We start from the raw sequence: 20,853 nt of genomic DNA, 5'->3' as shown, positions 1-20,853 counted from the left end.
TAAAAAATTGAAGACTATTTTATTTTTTAAAACTAACCCTTCTTTTAATTTGGTAGGATTTCTCTACAGAAAAATCTCATTTATTTCGATCGTTTATCATTTTTTGAATATGTTCAAGTTGTTTCAACGATAATTGGTATAGTGACTGCTTAATTTCCTTTTCGATTTGTTTCCGATTGTTCTCACAATAATCCTCCCACCAAGCTCGTAATCCTACCGTATGGTTTAATAAATATTCAATATCGATTTCTTCTATTTCTTCATCGGATAAATAAGTAAGTACATCTGCCAACATGCGCGTTAAATCATCAATCGCAGTTGTTTCATTATCAGCTGTCGCCTGTTTTGTTTCTTCTTCAATTTTCGCCGTAGAATTTTTATTTTTCAATTCCGTAATCGGTGTTGGCTTTCTAGGCATAATCATCCTCCTAAATAACAATATTTATCGGTATTATGCCCTGAAAGTTTAATTTGATTGCAAAAAGGTGAGTCAAGATAAATGTTCATTCATCCTGACTCACTTAAGGTTTTCAACAGTGCAGGGGACCCAACCATTCCAAACATCCTACTTCATTTCACTTAAAAAGTAATCCCAATGCGTATCATTTTTCGACACTTCTTTTTCAACTTTTCAGTTTGCAGCCAACAATTGGTCTACCTAATTTGAAGTGCCCGTCATCATTACAGGATGTTCTGTCAGTTCCGGGATATTATGAAGGTTTCCTTATAAAAAGACTCACGTAAAGCGGGCTTTCCATAATAATCTACTAGTAATCATTAGTAAAAGGTTTTTCGTTTGTTCTTATTTATGGACACACACGTAAATCTATTGAAGGGTTCACTAGCTTTGCTTCATTCCATCATATGGTAACGATACTGCTATGTGATGTGAACTTTGTTGTACTCATTGTCAATTTTGTTTAGAAAATGAACATGCGAACAACTTTTTCAAGAAACACCTTCTAAATAGATTAGGGATGATGAAATCCACTTTTTTTGAACAAATGTTTTTTCCTGAGTAACTACCTAATAATCACCAACAAGATTCACATACTCTACTTTAGAAAGTCACACATCTTATTCGATCGTTTTTTCTTTTCAAGTACTCCGAATCGTACCTAGTTATTTAAACGGAACGAACAACTAGGATGGTTGAGCCTCCTGCAATGTTGATGACAATCTCTTTCTTACAACTTTATAATAGCATATGTTTTCAAAAAAGTCTGTGAATAATTTGCTAATTTTTTCACTATATGGATAGCTGTCTACTTCGTGCATTTTTTGTCATATAACATAGCGATTTTTCCTATAAGTTTACTTCGTGAATTTTGCCATTAAAACAAGATCATCATAGGAATTTGTATCGAGTTTAATCGCTTTTAACTTTCTTCCTTCTTCGATAAAACCTACTTTCTTATAAAGAGCGATAGCGCTTTTATTCGTCGAGAAGACTTCTAAACATACTTTTTCAATTAGTGGATTACTTCTAGCCCAATCGAGTAAAGCTGTTAATAATGATCGACCAACTCCTTGATTATGATAGGCTGTTGATACTGACATACCAAACTCCCCAGTATGTTGGTTACGTAGTTTTCGGCCGTTTTGGAAGTTTAGAAATCCGATAATTTCATGATTCAGTTCAGCAACAATCGCGAGCCTTCCCTTACTAGGAAGATACTCTTACAAAAATTCTCTTTCTTGTTTTAGAGACAGGTTACATTCCGAACTTGTTGTTAACATATAGGGAGTTTCAACTAATAGTTTTTTCGTATAATTTAATATAGTTTTCGCATCTTCTGGTAGAGCAGTACGTATTGTAATACAGTCTCCATTTTTAAGAGTCATTTGTTTTTCTTTTATATTCGCCATATATCCCCTCATCTATCCTCTAATATATTTTTGAAAACAAAGCTAACTTTATCATATTTCATTTTTTCTGTATAAAAACGATGTGCATCTGTTCGTTGTAGTCCAGAAGATAATGCAACGGATGTATACCCGTTTGCTTTTGCCCATTCATGAACAGCAGTTAATAAGCTTTAGCCATATCCCTGGGAACGCGCGTTAATATCAGTAACGAGGTCACAGACCCAAACAAATCTACCATAATATAATGTAATCATCGGTTTAAAACCCGTTACGGCGACAATTTTGTCATCGCTATAAAGTGCAAACATTTTGTACTGGTCTTTTTCCTTTGCCTCTACTACGAGTTCAAGATACGTTTCCTCATCTAAATGGGTGCGTAATTGGTGCATAACGGGAAAAGCTTGTAATAATTCTTCCTTTGTTAGCAATTCTTTTATAATCATCACTTACTCCTGCTCTTTATTTAAAAGATGATGTAACAGTCGATCGCGGTCATTAAAAAACTGTTTTGTAAGTTGGTAATGATCTGTTTCCTCTAATCGTACTTCTTCCATCCCTGTTTCTGTTAACTGCAAAATTTTCGCATTCGGATAAGCCATTAGGATAGGTGAATGCGTCGAAATAATAAATTGAGAACCATTTTCAACTAACTCATGAATACGCGCTAACATTGACAATTGGCGGAGTGGTGATAGTGCTGCTTCTGGCTCATCTAGTATATATAAACCATTTCCTTGAAAGCGGTGAGTAAAAGCAGCGAAAAAAGATTCACCATGCGATTGTTCATGAAGCGACTTTCCACCAAAAGAATCAATTATTCTCCGACCATATGCAGGTTCCCGGTCTAATTCTTCAATATTTGTCGCAACATTGTAAAACGTTTCGGCGCGAAAGAAAAATGAATCTTCTGGTCGGTACCCCCCTTTTCCAATACGGAGATATTCGTGTAAGTCGGAATGAGAATCGAAACTAGAAAAATTAAAGTTCAATGTGCCACCTTCTGCATTAAACCCAAGGCAAATCGCAATTCCTTCTAGTAAAGTTGATTTTCCCATTCCATTTTCACCGACAATATAAGTAATATTCGGATGAAAATCAAATGGCTGTTGTAAATGATGTACAACTGGTAAATTTAGCGGAAAATCATCGTAGGAAGTAATTTTTCTCGTATCAAGTCGGATACTTTTCACGTATTGCGTATCGGCTGTCAGTTTCATTTTTTTGCCCCCCTTTTGGTATTTAATTTTTCTTTTGGTTTACATAATATTTTTATAGTTTACTAGAGCTTTCATTGTCAGTTGTTTCAAGTATTGAAATTAGTTTAATTTTACGAAATCTCTACCTATGATACGATAAACCCCTTTCCCTTCCATCCTCTCTATTCGTCCATTTTTCACATAAATCCCCGTGTTTTCATCAATGCCGTAGTTTTGTTTATCCGGAAATTTTCTCATCATTTCTTCTAAATGGCTTTTATCATCCCATTCACTGAAATGAACAGCAAGTTGAATATTTGAAGTTAGCCCAAGCCCAGGACGAGTTTGAAATTTGTTATCTCTATTATCTTTTGGCGAAATAATGCATGGATCTAAACTGATTAGTGCCCCTGCTGAAAATCCTGCTACTGGAACTCCATTCGCATTTTTCTCTTTTATAACAGAAGCGAGACGTGTTTCCACAATAAAATCCGCATATTTATTCGTATCCCCACCAAGTATGATGATACCTGCACTTTTTCGGATATAAATTATAGCAACTTCAACTGGTGTTGTCGGAAGTGGTACATAGTGATAATTACGTAAACCAAATTCCCTTAACGGTTTTGTTATCATATTCATATATTCATCGTATTCCGTCTTTCGATCGACGAAAAGAATGGACACCGGGCCATCAAGTAATAGAACATGTTTTGAAAATGATTTTGCTAATTTCGGTGTGAATGGTGGTCCCCCACCGAATAAATATAAATTCGTATCCATTTACTTCCCCCAAGAATTATCTTAATAATAAATCCAATTCTAATACAACCGTACAATCCAATCTTTTCCATCATTGTTCCGTTCATATTGAAATTCATTTAGTGTGTCGGAATCGAAAACTTGTAATAGCTTTAGAAAATCATCAACTAAAGTATATTTATAGAGTTCATCACGTTCAATCCACTGCATATTTCCTTCGTCTGAAGAAGACAATGTCCCTTCATATTCATTTGTTTTAAATAGGAAAACAAGATATCGTTCATCTTCATCGGTTTGAAATTGCTTTACACCACATAGCTTTGGATTAAAAATGGTTAGTCCAGTTTCTTCCTTTACTTCACGAATGGCGGCATGTAAAACGGATTCTTCTATTTCTACATGTCCCCCCGGAAACGTGAATCCATGCCAATCCGCTTTTACCCGTCTTGAACTAATAATTTCGTCCCTTCATAAACCATACATAGAACAGTAACAATTGCTTTTTCAGTTTTGGTCATCTAGTATGCTCCTTACAATTCGAATAAAAAAATTAAAACTGCTCATACAATTAAATTAAGTATATGATAATAAAAAAATAAACAGAAGAATAGGAATTACATTAGATACCTTTAGAACTACATACACACATGCAAATAAAACAGAAAAACAGTCTTAATGAACTGTGAATGGACGAATATAAATTTTAACCGATAATTATTTAGCAAAATTGGTGCAAACAAACTGCTAATAAAGCGGCCAATCGTATTAAGAAATGGCAGAAGTGTTAAGTAAAATGCTGAACTAGAAACGTTATATAAAATCGAAATGCAACCAACAATATAGAAAACATCACCAAAATTAGCGATGAATTAACCAATTTCTAAAAACAAAATGAACTATTTTTCATCGTACCTACCCTTTATTCTTGAATGATTACGAAGTAGGTAACATCACACTGGACGAATCCCCTCCTAAAATGATTTTTCCTAAAATCGGCTAACAGACAAATCAATGTTATTTTTTGATAAAAATAATTTGGAAGAGGGAGTACGATGAATATTTTATATATTTAAATTAACGAAACTATTTATAAAATGCAATCCCAGTATATCCCATTTCCCTGAAAAATTAGAGGAAATTGGTTTATAGAACGGCTCTATGTGACCGTTTTTCTTGAATCAAAAGGAATCAAGGCGCATTCGAATTTGTATAAAACCCTTTCATTTATTTTCCCTTTCTTTTGCCTCAATAATATAGTAAATTAATAGGTAATAGACTTTTTGGAAGGAGGTATTTACATGGCAACAATTGACGATTTCGATAAATTGGATATTCGAATCGGGCAAATCATACATGCAGAATCGTTTCCTGAAGCTCGAAAACCCGCCATTAAATTAGAAATTGATTTTGGAGAGTTAGGAATGAAGAAATCTTCTGCACAAATTACAAAAAGATATACTCCAGAAAAACTTATTGGACGGCAAGTCGTCGCTGTCGTAAACTTCCCTCCACGCAAGATTGCAGGATTTTCATCAGAAGTTCTTGTTCTTGGTGGATTACCTGGAAAAGACGATGTTGTGCTCTTAAATATTGACGAACCGGTTGAAAATGGTACAAAAATCGGCTAACATCCAAGATTACATCAAGAATTGAGGGATTTGATTGTCAAAAAAACCAATTATTTGTGAAGTGTGTCAGAAAGTGATTAACGATCCAGATGATTTAATTACAGCAAGTACATTATTTTCTGTAAAGCCATATCATGAATATTGTTATGGACATGATGTTCGAGGGACAAAATCCATCATTTTAGCGAATCACCCATTAAATGGCACGTCTGGAACAGTAAGTTATCTACTTATCTTTTTACTTACTCTATTATTATTTATTTACACTGAGAGTTTTATTAAATACATCGTTTTAGCCTTTCTAATGTTAGAGACTGGTTTTCGTATATATGCATACATTGTATACATTCGAAAATTCAATAAAGCAACATAATAATTGCCTGGCACTTAAAAGAGATGCCAGGCAATATTAGCTATCATGAAAATGTATAATATTTTTATTTCTACTTTCCTAAACGTTTTAGCGCCCTAAGAAAGGCTTTGGTAGTATTACCTTGCACCCGAAATAAGTTCTTTTCGGGAACTACGACTCTACTTTCGCCTAAATGCTTGAAACCGAAGATTTCTTTATCTAACAAATCAGTCCTTATAGACTGAAAATTACCATTTTATATTTTTTATGTTATGATAATTTCTATAATTAAAGAAAGGGTGGAATGAATGTCACTTACGAGTGTCAAAGAACATTTTAAACAATGGAATCTTGATGGGAAGATTATGGAATTTGATTCTCCTTCTCGAACGGTGGAGGAAGCTGCAGATACGATTGGCGTCATCCCTGCTCGTATTGCAAAAACGTTATCTTTCCGAGGTGAAGATGAAAAGGCCATTCTTATCGTCACTGCTGGTGATGCAAAAATTGATAACAAAAAGTTCAGACAAGGCTTTGGGTTTAAAGCTCGGATGCTCTCGGCTGAAGCGGTCGTTGAGCAAACAGGTCATGTCATCGGTGGTGTTTGCCCATTTGGTTTAGCGAATGATCTTGATATTTATTTGGATGTATCATTGCGTAGATTTAAAACTGTGTTTCCCGCTTGTGGTAGTGTGAATTCAGCCATTGAACTTACATGTGATGAATTGGACAAGTTTTCAGGAGCAAAAGATTGGGTAGATGTTTGTAAAGCATGGGAAGAACGGTTTGAACAAGCAAATTAAAAAGAGACTGGACATTAAAATGGTACCTATGTCAAGGACACAATAAAAAAAGAGGTTAAGCAACTAGAAGATGATTCCTATATTGAATAGGGGTCATCTTTTTTAAATTCCATTGATATCGATAATTGTTATAGTAAACCATATAGTGATTTATTTTTGCTTTTAGTTCTTTTAAGGATTTACAAGATTGATAGTCTACTTCATCTTTTAAATGACCAAAGAAAGACTCTTGAGGGGCATTATCCCAACAGTTCCCTCTTCGGGACATAGATTGTCCTAGGCCATATTTTTTTAATAACTTTTGATATCTGGGGCTCGTATAATGGCTCCCTTGATCAGAGTGGATGAAGGCATCTTTATGTAGTGTAATCTTCTTGTTTTTCATTAGTTTGTGAATCGTCTTTGTTGCGATGTCTAGAGTGATACGATCAGAAACATGGTAAGCTAGGAGTTCGTTAGTGGACGCATCTTTTATGGTTGACAAATAAGCCATGGAATTTCCGTTATATGGCAAATAAGTAATGTCCGTTAATAACACTTTTCCTGGAACTCCTTGCTTAAATTCCCTATTTAACTTGTTTGGAACAACCTGATGCTCCTTGGTTGCTTTAGCGATCCTTTTATAAGGATTTGGCTTTCTGTGAGGACAGATGATTCCATATTTCCTCATGATTCTCTGTATCTTTTTACGGCTAAACGTAATGTTAAAATCATTCTCCAGTATCATTTTAATGGAGCGTGAACCTTTCTTATATCCGCGCCGATTAAAGGCCTTTAAAATGATTTCCTTCGCTTCAAGATCCAATTTCTCCTTTGCTTCCCGGAAAGAGGAAGCCTTTAGGTAGCTATAATATCCAGACCGGGATACCTCTAAGAGGCCACATAGATACCTGGTCATCCCCTTAAATCCATTTTGTTCAATGGTCTCCTGAATCAATTGATATGCATTATTCGGATTTAGATTTTCGCTTGAGTTTAGCAGCCTCCTTTCTGTCGTTTCTAGCTTTTTTAACAGCTCAACCTGTCCTTCCAACAGTTCGATTCTTGCCTTTTGTCTTTCAATCACTTCGGACGGTGAAAGCTCACGTTTCAAGGGTCTGCCGGAAGCGTTTTTCCTCGTATCCGTAAGCCCAATCAAGCCATTCTTCTCATAGGCCTTTTTCCACCTGCAGGCTGACTGTTCGATTCGTTTTATTCCTATAACGTCCACATCGAAACCGTTCTCCGCAAAGATCTGACGAGGGAGTTTGCCAGCTAGGTACTCATCAATAAATCTATTTTTAAAATCGTCAGTATAGGTAATAGACCGATCGCTGACACGATGTATATTTGGATTCTGTTGAAGTGTTTTTATCTCTTTGGTTGAAAAAGTTATTTTACTCATGTTGTCCCCTAATCCTCATATTCTAAAATTCAAGTATATAAAAAAATACCTGTAGGTGAAACCCTCTTTTTCAAGTGTCCTACCTACAGGTACCATTTTACACGCCAGGCCTCTTTTTTTATTTAGTAAATTTTTCCGGATCCAAAAGTGGTGAATAAGCTTTCATAAGGATAATCTTTCGCTTGATCAATTTCCCACTTTCCATCTTTTGCCATTAGATTCATATCTATTGCCGTTCCTTTTTTTACTGAGATAGAACCCATAATATCGTCAATTTTAGAGAAAGCGTATTGGTATCTTTTATCTGTATCATAATTTCCAGTTTTTTCACGATAAGCATCGGAATAATCAAAAATTCCTTGATAAAGGTCGTTTAATGGAATCGTTTCATATTCTACACGAACAGTTGCTTTATCATTTCCAAATTCGACAAGGGAAATGGTGTAGGATGCTTTTTCATTTAGAAGTGAGATATACTCTTCTTGTGCCTTATCTATATCTTTTTCTGTCAATTTTTTAAACATGCTTAGATTTAATGTTTCTTTAAAATAGTCTTTTGCTTCTTTTATTGCCGCTTCTTGATTCATCGCAACTAATTTATCATATGCTTTATTTTCTTTTTTCAAGAAGACTGTGTCAATGAACGCGCTTAAAGCTTGAATGGGTTCTGCTAATTTTTCATAGCTATCACTATATTTATTTGTATCTAAGGTTAGGACGACTTCTTTCGGTTCCTTTCCTGGATCCATTAACATTGGCTTAATTCCAAGTTCGTATTTCTTCCCTTTTTCAACGTTAAAATAAAATGTCATTTTTGTCGACTTTCCAGGATTAATATCACTCGTTCTGTCGCCACCAATACCCGTATAATTACCGTAAATGTCAATTGGTGCAAGTTGATTGTCTCCGTCATAAAGGAAAATAGCATTTCGAGGTGTAATGGATAATGTTGATTTTGATCTATTTTTAATATTTAAGACGACCTCTAAAGGAGCTTCTTTCGCATCTTCGGAAAAATCTCCACTTTCTTCTGTCCAGATATACGAAGCTTTTTCAATGGAGACTTCTAATGCTCCCCCCTTCTTCTTTTCCGTCTTTGTCGCAGATTCGAATGTGGAACATGCAGCTAGAAATAAGCAAGCAAATAGAAATATAATGACTAAGGAAAACCTTTTGATCACCCAATCTCCCCCTTCTTATGAGTATACTAAGTTTTACTTAATCTGTGGTGAATCGTTAAAAGATTAAGAATTCAACACACCTAGTGCATTATAACAAAGCGAGATCATTTAGTTAATTCGACTTTAGACCTCTATTTTAAATGGGGACTTTTATCCGATTGGATTCAATTTTTTCATAGGCGAATAGTAAAGTATAAATTTTTCATTTTCTACTTTACCATTAGCTTTAAGCTCCCTAAGAAAGGATTCGGCAGCATTACATCAATGCAGAAAAAGGCTCTTTTAGGCAAACTACAGCTCTCGTTTCGCCTAATGGCACGATCCCTATAATTTCTTTATTAACTAGAAGGTTAAGTATTAATAATAGGATCGTTAAAAAAAGTTACCTCGAAAATTCTGAAGTAACTTCCATGTTTTTAATTTAATTCGTTCATTAGCCAATGTTCGATATCACGATAGACTTCTTCCTTGTTTAGTTCATTTAGAATTTCGTGTCGACATTCATGATAAAAATGAGATTCAACATTATCTAGACCACAATCTTTATATTGTTTAATAACTTTTTCTACGTCTTTCCCAAATCCACCAACAGGGTCATTGTCACCACTAATAAAAAGCATCGGTAAATCTTTTCGGATGCCTTCTATGATTTCTTTATTATGTACAAGCTGTAACCCGGTTAGTAAATCATAGTAAAAACTCCCCGTGCAAACAAATCCACAATACGGATCTTGCGTGTACGCTTCAACAATGGCTTGGTCCCTTGTCAGCCAAGCAAACGGATGGTCCTCGCTTTTAAACTTTTTATTGTAGGACCCAAAAATTAGTTTGTTCAAAGTGTGACTTGGTACTTTAGATCCATTTTTGTTTATCCCTCTTTTTGCGATATATTTACCGATTGTAGTGGCGAAACCTGGATCTCCACCTGTTCCTGAACAAATTAGGCCATCAATATCATGGGAATACTTCTGTACATAACGCCTCGCAAGAAACGATCCTAAACTATGTCCAAATAAAATGACTGGGACATTTGGATGTTGATGTTTAATATATTTTGTTACGGCATATAAATCTTCTACGACACGATCAAAACCATTTTGTTCAGAAAAATAGCCGAAAATACCCATTCTCTCACCTGTATGACCGTGACCCCGGTGATCATTTCCATACACGAAGAATCCTTTTGATAAGAGGTAATGGGCAAAAGGCTCATAGCGTTCAATATGTTCCGCCATTCCATGTGAAATTTGAATGATTGCTTTCGGGGTTAGTGTTTCCTCTGTCCATTTTTGAACATAAAGAGCAGTTCCATCATCCATCGTTAGCCAGTTTACTTGTTTTTCCATTGGCCGATTCACCTCTTTTATATGGTGCTTTTATTATAACTAGATTTAAATAAAAACGAAAATCATTTTGTTGGTACTAGATACCATTATTCAGTTCGATATTTCCTTCATTATTTTAAGTGAAAAAATATACACCACAACCGTAATAATCGTGGTGTATTTTATAACTCCTTAGTTATTTATATATTTTTCAAATATACATCCAAAGTTCTTTTCATGTACTACGTTTAACCAGTTGAAATCAAATTTCATTAATTTTTCATATTAATATGCCTAATCTATATCATTCGTTCTAGAACGATTAAGATGTATTAAAGAAAAAATCTGTTTTTTAGATTAAAATTTCTGTAAATAAAGACCATGAGTTGTAGATATTAATTGAACTAATTCCTTATAAAGTTTATCACCTAAATAAACTTTATAAATCAGTCCATTAATCCAAACAATCATTATCATACTAGGAAATACAAAACATGATTCCAACTTTTCTCGTAAACTTAGTTTCGTTATAATTTGAATCTCATTAAATTTTTCATTTAGTTGCAAACGTTCACCATGGTCCTTTGTTGAATCAACTATACTTCTGCTATCTCGATTTAGAATTTCGTTTAAAGTAATTTTTCACTAAAAAGATCACAAAAAATTTGCACTCTTATTATGATTGTTCAATCTTTATTCCACTGATATCCGCTTGTTTTATTCGAAATGAAATAAGAATGGTGACAAGTGATAAGAAGATGAGTAAACTTCCGACATATGCATTTTGGTTAATGGATAAATGTTCAATAACTAAACCACCGACGAAAGAACCGGATGCGACACCTAAATGCAGTGCTGAATTGTTTAAACTTTGCTGAATCGATGCAGTCTTCGGTGACGTCTCAATTAAATAACTTTGCATCGCAGGTGAAATTCCCCAACTTAATATCCCCCACAAGATCGACATAACAATAAAGATTGGTACGAATGACGTTGTAGACGGGATAACTAAAAATGTGCCTGTAAAGAGAATTAATGAAATAATGATTGTTTTCTTAGACCCAAAAACATCGGCTAACGTTCCGCCAATTCCACCACCACTAACAGCCGCAATACCGAAAATAAAGTAAATCACACTAACCCATGTACCTTCTAATCCCATCGTATCATGCAAAAATGGTTTAAAATAGGCATATAATACCGTGTGTCCAGCCATGTATAAAAACGTTGTTAAAAGGGCAAACAACACTTTTCTACTTTTCAAACTCATTAGTTGTGTTTGAATTGGAACTTGTTTTTCTGGTTCAATTGGATTCATCCACAAATAAACACCAATGATTGAAAGAATCGTTAAAATAGCAACCATAACAAATGGTGCACGCCATCCATACATGCCTCCAAGAACTAAACCTATTGGAACTCCAAGTACAAGCGATCCACTAACACCCATCGAAATAATACCTATTGCACGTCCACGAAATTCCGGTTGGACCATATTCGGTGCCATCACTAAACAAAGAATGGTTAATAAAGCCCCACTCATTGCACTAATAACGCGACCTATAAAGACAACTGTATAGTTTGGACTAAAAATGGTTACGATGTTTCCAATTAAAAAAATCCATAAACAAATAAGCATTAACCGTTTTCGTTCGATATTCGCCGTCACAATTAATAACACAGGTGATAAAAAAGCGAAGATAAGAGCGAAAATTGTAATTAAATATCCAGCTTGACTAATTGATACGTTTAAGTCGGCTGATAAAAGATCAAGAATCCCACTAATGATGAGTTCAACCATACCGACAACAAATGCAATAACCATTAAAAAGTAAATCCTTTTATTCATTGAACGATTCCTTTCTCTACTATCTGAATATAATAGTAATCTTGTTAATAGGAGAAAACAAGGAATTAAGATGTGATATTTTTATGACGATTTTTTGTTCATTAAATGTTTTGTGAATGAACGCTTGAAAAGATTACATATGTATTGGGGAATGTATGACTGAAATTGAATTTCCCGCTTTTGCATTTTCTGAATAAAGATTTTATAATTGTAATAGGTCAAAAAAGGTCAAAGGAGTGATGATTGTGGATATCAATCGAATGACTGAACGCATGCAACGGGCAATCATGTCTGCCCAAACCATTGCAACAGATCAAAAACACCAAGAAATCGATGAAGTTCACCTTTATCTTGCTATTTTAGAAGAACCGGAAAATCTTGTTTCGGCGATTGTAGAAAAAACCCATCTTAGCGTAACAATGTTTGAAAAAGAACTTCAACAATTATTAAAAAAGCGTCCACGCGTCACTGGAACAGGTATTGATCAAGGAAAGATATATATTTCAAACCAATTACAACAAGTTTTTACAGAAGCAGAAAAAACGATGAGAACGTTCAAAGACGAATATTTATCTGTTGAACATGTGTTCATTGCTTCCGTTACTTTATCTACAGTAGCTGGCAAATTATTACAAAATCAAGGTTTAACATTACAAGCGGTTCTGGAAACCGTTCGAGAAATAAGGGGGAATCAACGAGTGACATCACAAAATCCTGAAGCAACGTACGATGTTCTGAAAAAATATGGTCGTGACCTTGTTACTGATGTACGTGCTGGTAAAGTCGATCCTGTGATTGGTCGAGACGGTGAAATTCGTCAAGTTGTTCGCATTTTATCACGAAAGACGAAAAACAATCCGGTGTTAATAGGCGAACCTGGTGTTGGGAAAACGGCTGTTGTTGAAGGATTAGCTTGGCGTATTGTAAAAAAAGACGTTCCAGAAGGTTTAAAAGATAAAACGATTTTTGCACTTGACATGAGTTCACTTGTCGCTGGTGCAAAATTCCGCGGTGAATTTGAAGAACGATTGAAAGCAGTTTTAAATGAAATTAAAAAAAGTGACGGGAAAATAATTTTGTTCATCGATGAGTTACATACGATTGTTGGAGCGGGTAAAACAGATGGTGCGATGGATGCAGGTAATATGTTAAAACCAATGCTTGCTCGTGGTGAATTACATTGTATCGGTGCGACATCTTTAGATGAACACAGGCAATATATTGAAAAAGACCCAGCACTCGAACGCCGTTTCCAACCAGTAATCGTCCAAGAACCTGATGTGGAAGATACCATCTCGATATTACGTGGCTTAAAAGAACGTTATGAAATTCACCATGGGGTCAAAATTCATGATCGTGCCCTTGTTTCTGCTGCTGTTTTATCCAACCGTTATATTACGGATCGCTTTTTACCGGATAAAGCGATTGATTTAATGGATGAGGCTTGTGCAATGATCCGAACTGAAATTGATTCGATGCCACAAGAACTTGATGAAGTGACAAGACGTGTCATGCAGCTAGAAATTGAGGAAGCAGCGTTATCAAAAGAGGAGGATCCAGTTAGCCAAAGTCGATTAGAAATATTGAAAAAAGAACTCGCGGAGCTCCGTAATCAAGCGGATGAAATGAAAGCAAAATGGCAAATTGAAAAAAAAGGAATTGAGCTCGTTCAAGAGAAACGGGAACAACTTGAGAAACTACGCCGAGATTTAGAAAAAGCAGAAAATGAATATGATTTAAATAAAGCTGCTGAATTACGACATGGTCGCATTCCGGCATTAGAAAAAGAGTTACGTGAGTTAGAGGAAAAAGTCCATGAACACGAAGGAAACCGGTTATTGAGAGAAGAAGTAACCGAAGAAGAAATTGCGGAAATTGTTGCACGTTGGACAGGGATTCCGGTTACAAAATTAGTTGAAAGTGAAAGAGAGAAATTATTGCGATTGGAGTCAATTTTACATGAACGCGTCATCGGACAAGACGAAGCCGTTAAACTTGTATCAGATGCGATCCTACGGGCTAGGGCTGGTATTAAAGATCCGAATCGACCAATTGGTTCGTTCTTATTTCTCGGGCCAACCGGTGTCGGAAAAACAGAACTCGCTAAAGCCCTTGCACAGCACTTGTTTGACAGTGAAGAACATATCATTCGAATTGATATGTCCGAGTATATGGAAAAACACGCAGTTTCTCGATTAATCGGTGCCCCTCCTGGTTATGTCGGTTATGAACAAGGTGGCCAATTGACAGAAGCCGTTCGACGTAATCCTTATTCTGTTGTTTTATTTGATGAGATTGAAAAGGCGCATCCAGAAGTGTTTAATATTTTATTGCAAATGCTTGATGATGGGCGCATCACGGACTCACAAGGACGAACGATCGATTTTAAAAATACGGTCGTCATTATGACATCGAATATCGGATCACAATTTTTACTTGAACAAGCGCTTGATGGAGATGAGATTCAGGCTGAAGCACGGGATTTAGTCATGGGCCAACTACGGAGTCATTTCCGTCCAGAATTTTTAAACCGGATTGATGAGATTATTTTATTTAAACCGTTAACGTTAGAAAATATTAAAGGAATCGTTACAAAACTTATTGAAGAATTACAAAGACGGTTAAGGGAACAACAAATTCAATTAGTTTTAACTGACGAAGCGAAAATTTTTCTTGCTGAGAATGGGTTCGACCCTGTTTATGGAGCAAGACCGTTGAAGCGATTTATTCAGCGTTCTCTTGAAACAGAACTCGCCCGACAAATTATCGCTCGGCATATTGAGGAGAATCAAACGGTAACGATAACGATTAAAGATAATAAAATTGTGTTGGTTACTGAAAATTGACAAAAATAGGCTGTTAGTCCCACAGGTTATACGCTGAGACTACGCTAACCTATTGTTATCGAAATTAAACTGCATGGGTTTGCCGGTCTTAGTGTTCTTAATCTACGGAAATCTTGGAGTCTTTGTGTAAAATACGATAATCCACGGTTAGTAGATTTTCAACATATCCTACGGTTCCTAGTCCGGAACTTGTGGGTTTTTATTTTATGTGAGGTAACTTGATGATACTAGTGCTCTATTGCTGTTTTTGCTTGAAATCATGTGAAAATGGGCTTATAAAATCGCTCTATCAACCCGTTTTGCTTGAAATCACGAGAAAATGGGCTAATAGAATTGCTCTATGAACCCGTTTTACTTGAAATCATGAGAAATTGGGCTTATAGAAGCTGTCGAAGCCTTCCGTACAACCAAAGAAGGAATATCATACTGTAGTCATTTGATGTAGTGCTGTCGAAACCTTCCTGTTAGCTTAAAAATCCCCTCCACTCAATCGTGAAGGGGATCCATCCATTTATTCATATTACACTACGTCGAAAATTCATATTTTATATACGTTCTTTCCAAAAAAACTAGTGATTATGATACTTTTCGTTTTTTCTTAAAAATAATATAACCGATACCGATGACGATTATAATGAGCAGAGCAACACTGATAACAGCTGTAACAGTATTTGTTTTCGTTGATTCTGCTTTTATTTCTGTTGTTTTGTTCAATGATAAGTCCCAAGTTAATTTATTTCCTTCTACTTTCTTCGCATTGTTATCTCCAATTTTTCCAGGTAATTGTAATGTAAATGTTAAATCGAATTGGTTATACATTGCTTGTTCTTCACTAGAGATCTCCCCACCTTCACCGGCAAAAGAACCTTTCACTGTATATTTTGTGGAAAATAGACCTTTATCTATTTTTATATCAAAAGGCGAATCTGTAGCTGTGGCTGAGTCAAGAGAAAAATCGTCAATATTTTTGAACGTTTTCTTTGCTTTCATTCCTTTGTATTTATCAGTCTCATAGTCTTCAATTTTAAAGCCTTCATCTTCTAAATCTGTTTTCATTTCAGCAATCGGATCATCAGATGTTCCTTCAATCATTCCATAGACCCCTTTATCGATCCCCATTAGTACTGATGTGTCTACAGAACCATTCTCATTAACTTTTACCCCGATATCTGCTTTCACACAACCGGATAATAAAAATAAAGAAAGTAATAAAACAAATAATTTTTTCTTCACAAGGCAATCCTCCATTAATTTATTAAACTCCTACTTTACCATATTAATCGATATTGGCGAGTATGTTAACCTTATTTTACCAATATCTCTAATAATAAAACATTGGCTATACTCATCTGTTCATTAACGGTTTATAAAAATCTCCTAACTTAAAACGACTCCCTCATAACGAGAGGAAGCCGCGTATATACAGTACTTCTATTCAATAGATTTTAATGATTCAACCATATTCACTTTCTGTAATTTAAAATGCATGGTGAAATTAACAATGAGTGTAAAAAGTAATGTTAACAGTATTGACCATACATAACTCATAGCATGTGCTGTTTGACCAAACATCATCGTTTCAATTTCCATTGTTTTAATGACATATTTATGAAGAATGACGCCGAGAATTAGGCCAACAAGAGTGCCAATGATGGTGAGAAAAATATTTTCACGATACACGTATAAATCAACTTCATGATTACGAAAACCGAGTACTTTTATCGTGGCAATTTCACGAATGCGCTCCGTTATATTAATATTAGTTAAATTATACAAGACAACGACTGCGAGTACCCCAGCTGAAATAATTAAAATTAGCACAACAAAATCTAAACTATCCATCGTATCTTTGAAATCATCCGCCATTGACTTGATTAAACCAACACCAAGAACACTATTTTGCTCCATTAATTTTTCTTTAAAAGCTTGATCATTCAATGACGATCGGTCCTTTATATTAAATAGTGCTGTGTTGTATGCTGGTACTTTTTTCGTCACGGTTTCATAATAGTCAGGTGACATGTATATATAATGGGCTAAGTAATTTTCAACAATTGCTCCTACTTTTACATCATACGTTTTATTTTCGTTCGTACGAAATTCGATTATGTCTCCTACTTGAACATGTAATAATGTAGCGAGTTTTTCAGTTATTACTGCTGCATTATTGGGAATAGTCACTTGCAACCCTGTCTTTCGTTCATGGAGATTAACGAAATCACCAATCGATTGTGTCTTTTGTGGGACGACTAAATTTGTTTCGAAACTTCTGTTCGTATCTTGACTACGAGTATCGACTGTAACATTTACAATTGGTAAGGAAGCGGAAATCTCCTTTTCTTTCTTTACAACTTCATTGATATCCTGTACATCGGCTAATTTTTCCGTATCAAAAACGACTTGACCGTCATATAAAAAGATATCTTTAAATTGCTTGTCCAAAATATCATTAATCGAATCTCGTAAGCCGAAACCAGTTAAGAGCAATGCCGTACATCCAGCAATTCCAAGTACCGTCATAAGGAATCGTTGTTTGTAACGGAATATATTTCGGAAGGCGACCTTTTGTGAAAAAGATAATTTAGACCAAATCGGAGCAATTCGTTCGAGAAAAATCCGTTTACCTGGCTTTGGTGCCCGTGGTTGCATGAGGACACTAGGCATCGATCGTAATTCCCCCATCGTGACAACTAAAGTCGCAACAGTTGTTGTTGTAAGTGCAATAATGAGCGAAAGAATTGTATAGTTCATATGAAAGGCTGTAATGCGATTCGGAATATTGTACATAATTCCATATGCGTTCATAATTGCGGTAGGAAATAACTTAAATCCTACGAGTAAACCGATGATTGCTCCTGTTAAGCTTGAGGCAATAGCATAGATAAAGTACTTTGACAAAATCGTACTTGTCCCGTAACCGAGAGCTTTTAATGTTCCAATTTGACCTCTTTCTTCTTCCACCATTCTTGTCATTGTTGTCATACATACGAGCGCGGCAACTAAGAAGAAAAAGAGAGGAAATACTTTTGCGACTTCCCCGATTCTTCTCGCATCATCATGATAATCTGTATACCCAGGATTAGCTTCACGACCATTAACAAACCAATGATCTGGAATAGCTGTAAGTTTTTCCTCAGCATTTTTTAATTTCTGTTCACTCTTCCTTATCTCCTTCTCCGCATCGGCTTTTTCTTTCTTGTACTTTTCTTTTCCAGTTGCCAATTCCGCTCTCGCCTTTTGTAATTGGTTTTCACCTTCAGCAATCGCTTGTTTCAAGTTGGTTTCTTGTTTTTTTAATTGACTTTTTCCTTCACGAATTTTTGTTTCATTTATCGTTAACTCCCTGTTTGCTTCAGCAAGTTGTTTTTTTGTCGCATCTAACGTTTGTTTTGTCATTGTTAGTCGCTTTATTCCGGCAATATATTGTGCTTGATGCTTGTTATAATTTTGTTTTGCCTCGTCTAGTTTCTTTACATTGTCTTCATAAGCTTGGTTCCCTTCATTATATTTTGATTCGGCACTTGTTAACTGATTTGTTACATTATCTATTACTTCATCAATTGTTCCGACTATAATTGGTATTGTTTTATTACTATAAGGAATTTTCCTGAAAGTTTGTTTTATCTCTTCGGAAAGTTCTATGTTATTAATAAAGCGAACGTACTCTTCAACCGTTTTTGGTGGGCTACTCTGGAATGACTCCTTCATGACCGTAAGATTTTGCATTATTTTTTGCAATAAAGAGATTTGTTGTTTTCCTTTATCAAGTTGGGCTTTACCAGAATTTAATTCAGTTTCGCCCTTTTCAATCTCCGTTAACGCACGATCCAAGTTTTCTTTTGCTGCATCTAACGTTGTTGCACCTTTCTCATACTCTGAATAGCCTTGTTTCCATTGATTGAGCCGCTTATGATATTCGGACTTTCCATTCTTTATTTGCTGTTCTGCTGTTTCTAGTTTGTTTTTTGCCGCAGTAAGTTCGGTTTTATATTTATTCTCTTTTTCGGCGAGTTCATTTTCGCCGTCTTCTATTTTTTGCTCAGCATCCTGTAATTTTTGTTCAGCTTCTCGAAATTCGCGATCCACCATTCTTTTGTTTTTTTCGAGTTCTTGTTTTCCTTCATTCAAGTTTTGTTCCAGTTTTTCTTTTTCACGAACAAGGGTATCCCGACCAATATTCATTAATTCTTTTTTGATAGGTTTTAAGTTGTTCTGATAAGCTTCTGAATAAGCAATCAAGTCTCCACTATTTTTTGTTTTTATATAAAGCTCGAAAATATTGTTTTTGGTAAAATCATTTTCGTTCATATAGGCGAAGAAGTTAATTGATCCATCACCAATAGTTGTTTGCCCACGTTCATAACTAATGTAAAATGGCGAATTTACTTGGCCAACGACTTTTAACGAGTTTGTCTTTATCGAGTCTGATAGCTTTTCTCCCTCAGGCACGGACAGTTTGACAGTACTACCAACCTCTAACCCTCTTGGTGCATAATTTCCCGCTTCTACAACGATTTCACCTTGTTTTTTTGGTAGTCTTCCGTGCACGAGTTGGAGTTTGTTCAACTCTGAACTTTTTTCTTCATAACTATGAAGGCGAACCGTATATGTATTTCCATCTTTCGTTGTTAGGAACAAATCTTTCGTATATCCAGCTTGAACCGTTTCTATTTGATTCAAGTTTTTAACAGTCCTCATGTCTTTATCTGAAAAACCGAGTGGTGACGTAACCCGTACATCAAAAAGCTTAGCCTCTTTATAGTAATGGTCACTTGATAAAATCATATCAGGTTCTGTTGCATTAATTCCTGCAAAAAAGCCGACACCAATGGCAATAATTAATAAAATTGAGAAGAACCGTGTTTTATTATTTTTTATTGAACGGTAAAGGTTTTTATAAAGCGCTTTTTTCATTACCATTCAATCCTTTCTACTGAAACTGGATGTTCATTCGTTTCAATGCTTATAACCTCGCCACTTTTCATTCGAATCACTTTATCAGCCATATCCGTAAGTGCCGAATTATGTGTAATAACGATGACTGTCATTCCTTCTTTTCTCGCGGTCTCTTGTAGTAGTTGCAATATAGCTTTACCCGTTTGGTAATCGAGCGCTCCTGTTGGTTCATCACATAGGAGAAGTTTTGGATTTTTCGCTAATGCCCGAGCAATAGCTACCCGCTGTTGTTCTCCACCAGAAAGTTGAGCCGGAAAATTGTTCATCCGTTCTTCTAAGCCAACTTTTCTTAGCACCTCTTCCACATCTAGCGGATGTTGACTAATTTGTGTTGCTAATTCAACATTTTCTTTCGCCGTTAAGTTTGGTACTAAATTATAAAATTGGAAGACAAATCCGATATCATCACGCCGATATTCCGTTAATTGTTTTTCTGAATATGTACTTATATTTTTTTCATCGACGATTATCGTTCCTTCTGTTGGAATATCCATTCCTCCTAGCAAGTTTAAGACAGTTGTTTTTCCAGCACCTGAAGAACCGACAACAATGGTAAATTCACCTTCATCAATTTCAAAATTAATTTCTTTTAGTGCATCGATGGTCACTTCACCCATCCGGTATTGTTTTTTTATATTTTTAAAGTGTATATAACTCATTTTGTCACCTGAATTTGTTTGTATTTTTTCGAGTAAAAATCCC

17 protein-coding genes and 3 pseudogenes are annotated in these 20,853 nt (G+C 35.4%); 4 read left to right on the top strand and 16 right to left on the bottom strand.

Going from position 1 to position 20,853, the window contains the following annotated elements:
• Window positions 1-76: 76 nt before the first annotated feature.
• From BN2144_RS14175 to BN2144_RS20420, 8 genes and pseudogenes are all read right to left on the bottom strand, one after another.
• Window positions 77-418: a hypothetical protein gene (locus BN2144_RS14175; protein ID WP_042337983.1), complete on the bottom strand. Its 342-nt coding sequence runs from the start codon at window positions 416-418 to the stop codon at window positions 77-79.
• An 896-nt stretch (window positions 419-1,314) separates the two neighbouring features.
• Window positions 1,315-1,653: pseudogene (locus tag BN2144_RS20435) on the bottom strand (GNAT family N-acetyltransferase); the annotation flags it as partial.
• Between the two features lie 27 nt (window positions 1,654-1,680).
• Complete coding sequence (locus tag BN2144_RS20430; RefSeq protein ID WP_230199748.1) at window positions 1,681-1,869, bottom strand: hypothetical protein; 189 nt, start codon at window positions 1,867-1,869, stop codon at window positions 1,681-1,683.
• Between the two features lie 8 nt (window positions 1,870-1,877).
• Window positions 1,878-2,312: pseudogene (locus BN2144_RS14165) on the bottom strand (GNAT family N-acetyltransferase).
• Between the two features lie 3 nt (window positions 2,313-2,315).
• Complete coding sequence (locus BN2144_RS14160) at window positions 2,316-3,086, bottom strand: AAA family ATPase (RefSeq protein ID WP_033828886.1); 771 nt, start codon at window positions 3,084-3,086, stop codon at window positions 2,316-2,318.
• A 99-nt stretch (window positions 3,087-3,185) separates the two neighbouring features.
• Window positions 3,186-3,848 (bottom strand): Type 1 glutamine amidotransferase-like domain-containing protein, encoded by a 663-nt coding sequence (locus tag BN2144_RS14155; RefSeq protein ID WP_033828885.1) that lies wholly within the window; start codon window positions 3,846-3,848, stop codon window positions 3,186-3,188.
• Window positions 3,849-3,887: 39 nt separating this feature from the next.
• On the bottom strand, window positions 3,888-4,037 hold the full coding sequence (locus tag BN2144_RS20425) for an NUDIX hydrolase (RefSeq protein WP_230199747.1): 150 nt from the start codon (window positions 4,035-4,037) through the stop codon (window positions 3,888-3,890).
• Window positions 4,038-4,058: 21 nt separating this feature from the next.
• Window positions 4,059-4,220: pseudogene (locus tag BN2144_RS20420) on the bottom strand (NUDIX domain-containing protein); the annotation flags it as partial.
• 905 nt (window positions 4,221-5,125) lie between these two features.
• Between BN2144_RS20420 and csaA the strand changes: the two are divergent.
• The 3 genes from csaA to BN2144_RS14135 all read left to right on the top strand — a co-directional run bounded on the left by csaA (window position 5,126) and on the right by BN2144_RS14135 (window position 6,610).
• Window positions 5,126-5,455 carry a chaperone CsaA gene (gene csaA, locus BN2144_RS14145; RefSeq protein ID WP_033828884.1) on the top strand — a complete coding sequence of 110 codons (330 nt, stop codon included), beginning with the start codon at window positions 5,126-5,128 and terminating at the stop codon, window positions 5,453-5,455.
• 34 nt (window positions 5,456-5,489) lie between these two features.
• Window positions 5,490-5,828, top strand: coding sequence for a hypothetical protein (locus BN2144_RS14140; protein WP_033828883.1), 339 nt, complete (start codon window positions 5,490-5,492; stop codon window positions 5,826-5,828).
• 287 nt (window positions 5,829-6,115) lie between these two features.
• Window positions 6,116-6,610, top strand: coding sequence for a YbaK/EbsC family protein (locus tag BN2144_RS14135; RefSeq protein ID WP_033828882.1), 495 nt, complete (start codon window positions 6,116-6,118; stop codon window positions 6,608-6,610).
• Between the two features lie 55 nt (window positions 6,611-6,665).
• Here the strand turns inward: BN2144_RS14135 and BN2144_RS14130 are convergent, their stop codons facing one another.
• The 5 genes from BN2144_RS14130 to BN2144_RS14110 form a co-directional block, all read right to left on the bottom strand.
• The gene (locus tag BN2144_RS14130) at window positions 6,666-7,994 is read right to left on the bottom strand and encodes an IS3 family transposase (RefSeq protein WP_033826456.1); all 1,329 of its coding nucleotides are present in this window, start codon (window positions 7,992-7,994) and stop codon (window positions 6,666-6,668) included.
• Between the two features lie 122 nt (window positions 7,995-8,116).
• On the bottom strand, window positions 8,117-9,175 hold the full coding sequence (locus tag BN2144_RS14125; protein ID WP_033826481.1) for a DUF5105 domain-containing protein: 1,059 nt from the start codon (window positions 9,173-9,175) through the stop codon (window positions 8,117-8,119).
• A gap of 416 nt (window positions 9,176-9,591) precedes the next feature.
• Window positions 9,592-10,521: an alpha/beta hydrolase gene (locus tag BN2144_RS14120; protein ID WP_033828881.1), complete on the bottom strand. Its 930-nt coding sequence runs from the start codon at window positions 10,519-10,521 to the stop codon at window positions 9,592-9,594.
• 171 nt (window positions 10,522-10,692) lie between these two features.
• Complete coding sequence (locus BN2144_RS21020) at window positions 10,693-10,773, bottom strand: YvbH-like oligomerization domain-containing protein (RefSeq protein WP_075047843.1); 81 nt, start codon at window positions 10,771-10,773, stop codon at window positions 10,693-10,695.
• A gap of 403 nt (window positions 10,774-11,176) precedes the next feature.
• On the bottom strand, window positions 11,177-12,349 hold the full coding sequence (locus BN2144_RS14110) for an MFS transporter (RefSeq protein ID WP_033828879.1): 1,173 nt from the start codon (window positions 12,347-12,349) through the stop codon (window positions 11,177-11,179).
• A gap of 245 nt (window positions 12,350-12,594) precedes the next feature.
• Between BN2144_RS14110 and clpB the strand changes: the two genes are divergently transcribed.
• Entirely contained in the window at window positions 12,595-15,195 is a 2,601-nt protein-coding gene (gene clpB, locus BN2144_RS14105; RefSeq protein ID WP_033828878.1) for an ATP-dependent chaperone ClpB, read from the top strand.
• Between the two features lie 576 nt (window positions 15,196-15,771).
• On the opposite strand, the gene BN2144_RS14100 is transcribed toward clpB, so the two are convergent.
• The 3 genes from BN2144_RS14100 to BN2144_RS14090 form a co-directional block, all read right to left on the bottom strand.
• The gene (locus BN2144_RS14100) at window positions 15,772-16,428 is read right to left on the bottom strand and encodes an LppM family (lipo)protein (RefSeq protein ID WP_050632327.1); all 657 of its coding nucleotides are present in this window, start codon (window positions 16,426-16,428) and stop codon (window positions 15,772-15,774) included.
• Between the two features lie 198 nt (window positions 16,429-16,626).
• The gene (locus BN2144_RS14095) at window positions 16,627-20,109 is read right to left on the bottom strand and encodes an FtsX-like permease family protein (protein WP_050632326.1); all 3,483 of its coding nucleotides are present in this window, start codon (window positions 20,107-20,109) and stop codon (window positions 16,627-16,629) included.
• Window positions 20,109-20,810 (bottom strand): ABC transporter ATP-binding protein, encoded by a 702-nt coding sequence (locus BN2144_RS14090; protein WP_033828876.1) that lies wholly within the window; start codon window positions 20,808-20,810, stop codon window positions 20,109-20,111. Before BN2144_RS14090 ends, BN2144_RS14095 begins: the two co-directional genes overlap by 1 nt.
• Window positions 20,811-20,853 lie beyond the last annotated feature (43 nt).

Source organism: Bacillus andreraoultii, from assembly GCF_001244735.1.
Taxonomy (GTDB): domain Bacteria; phylum Bacillota; class Bacilli; order Bacillales; family Caldibacillaceae; genus Caldifermentibacillus; species Caldifermentibacillus andreraoultii.
The sequence above is the reverse complement of the archived record's forward strand: the minus strand, read 5'-3'. Positions and strand labels throughout refer to the sequence as shown.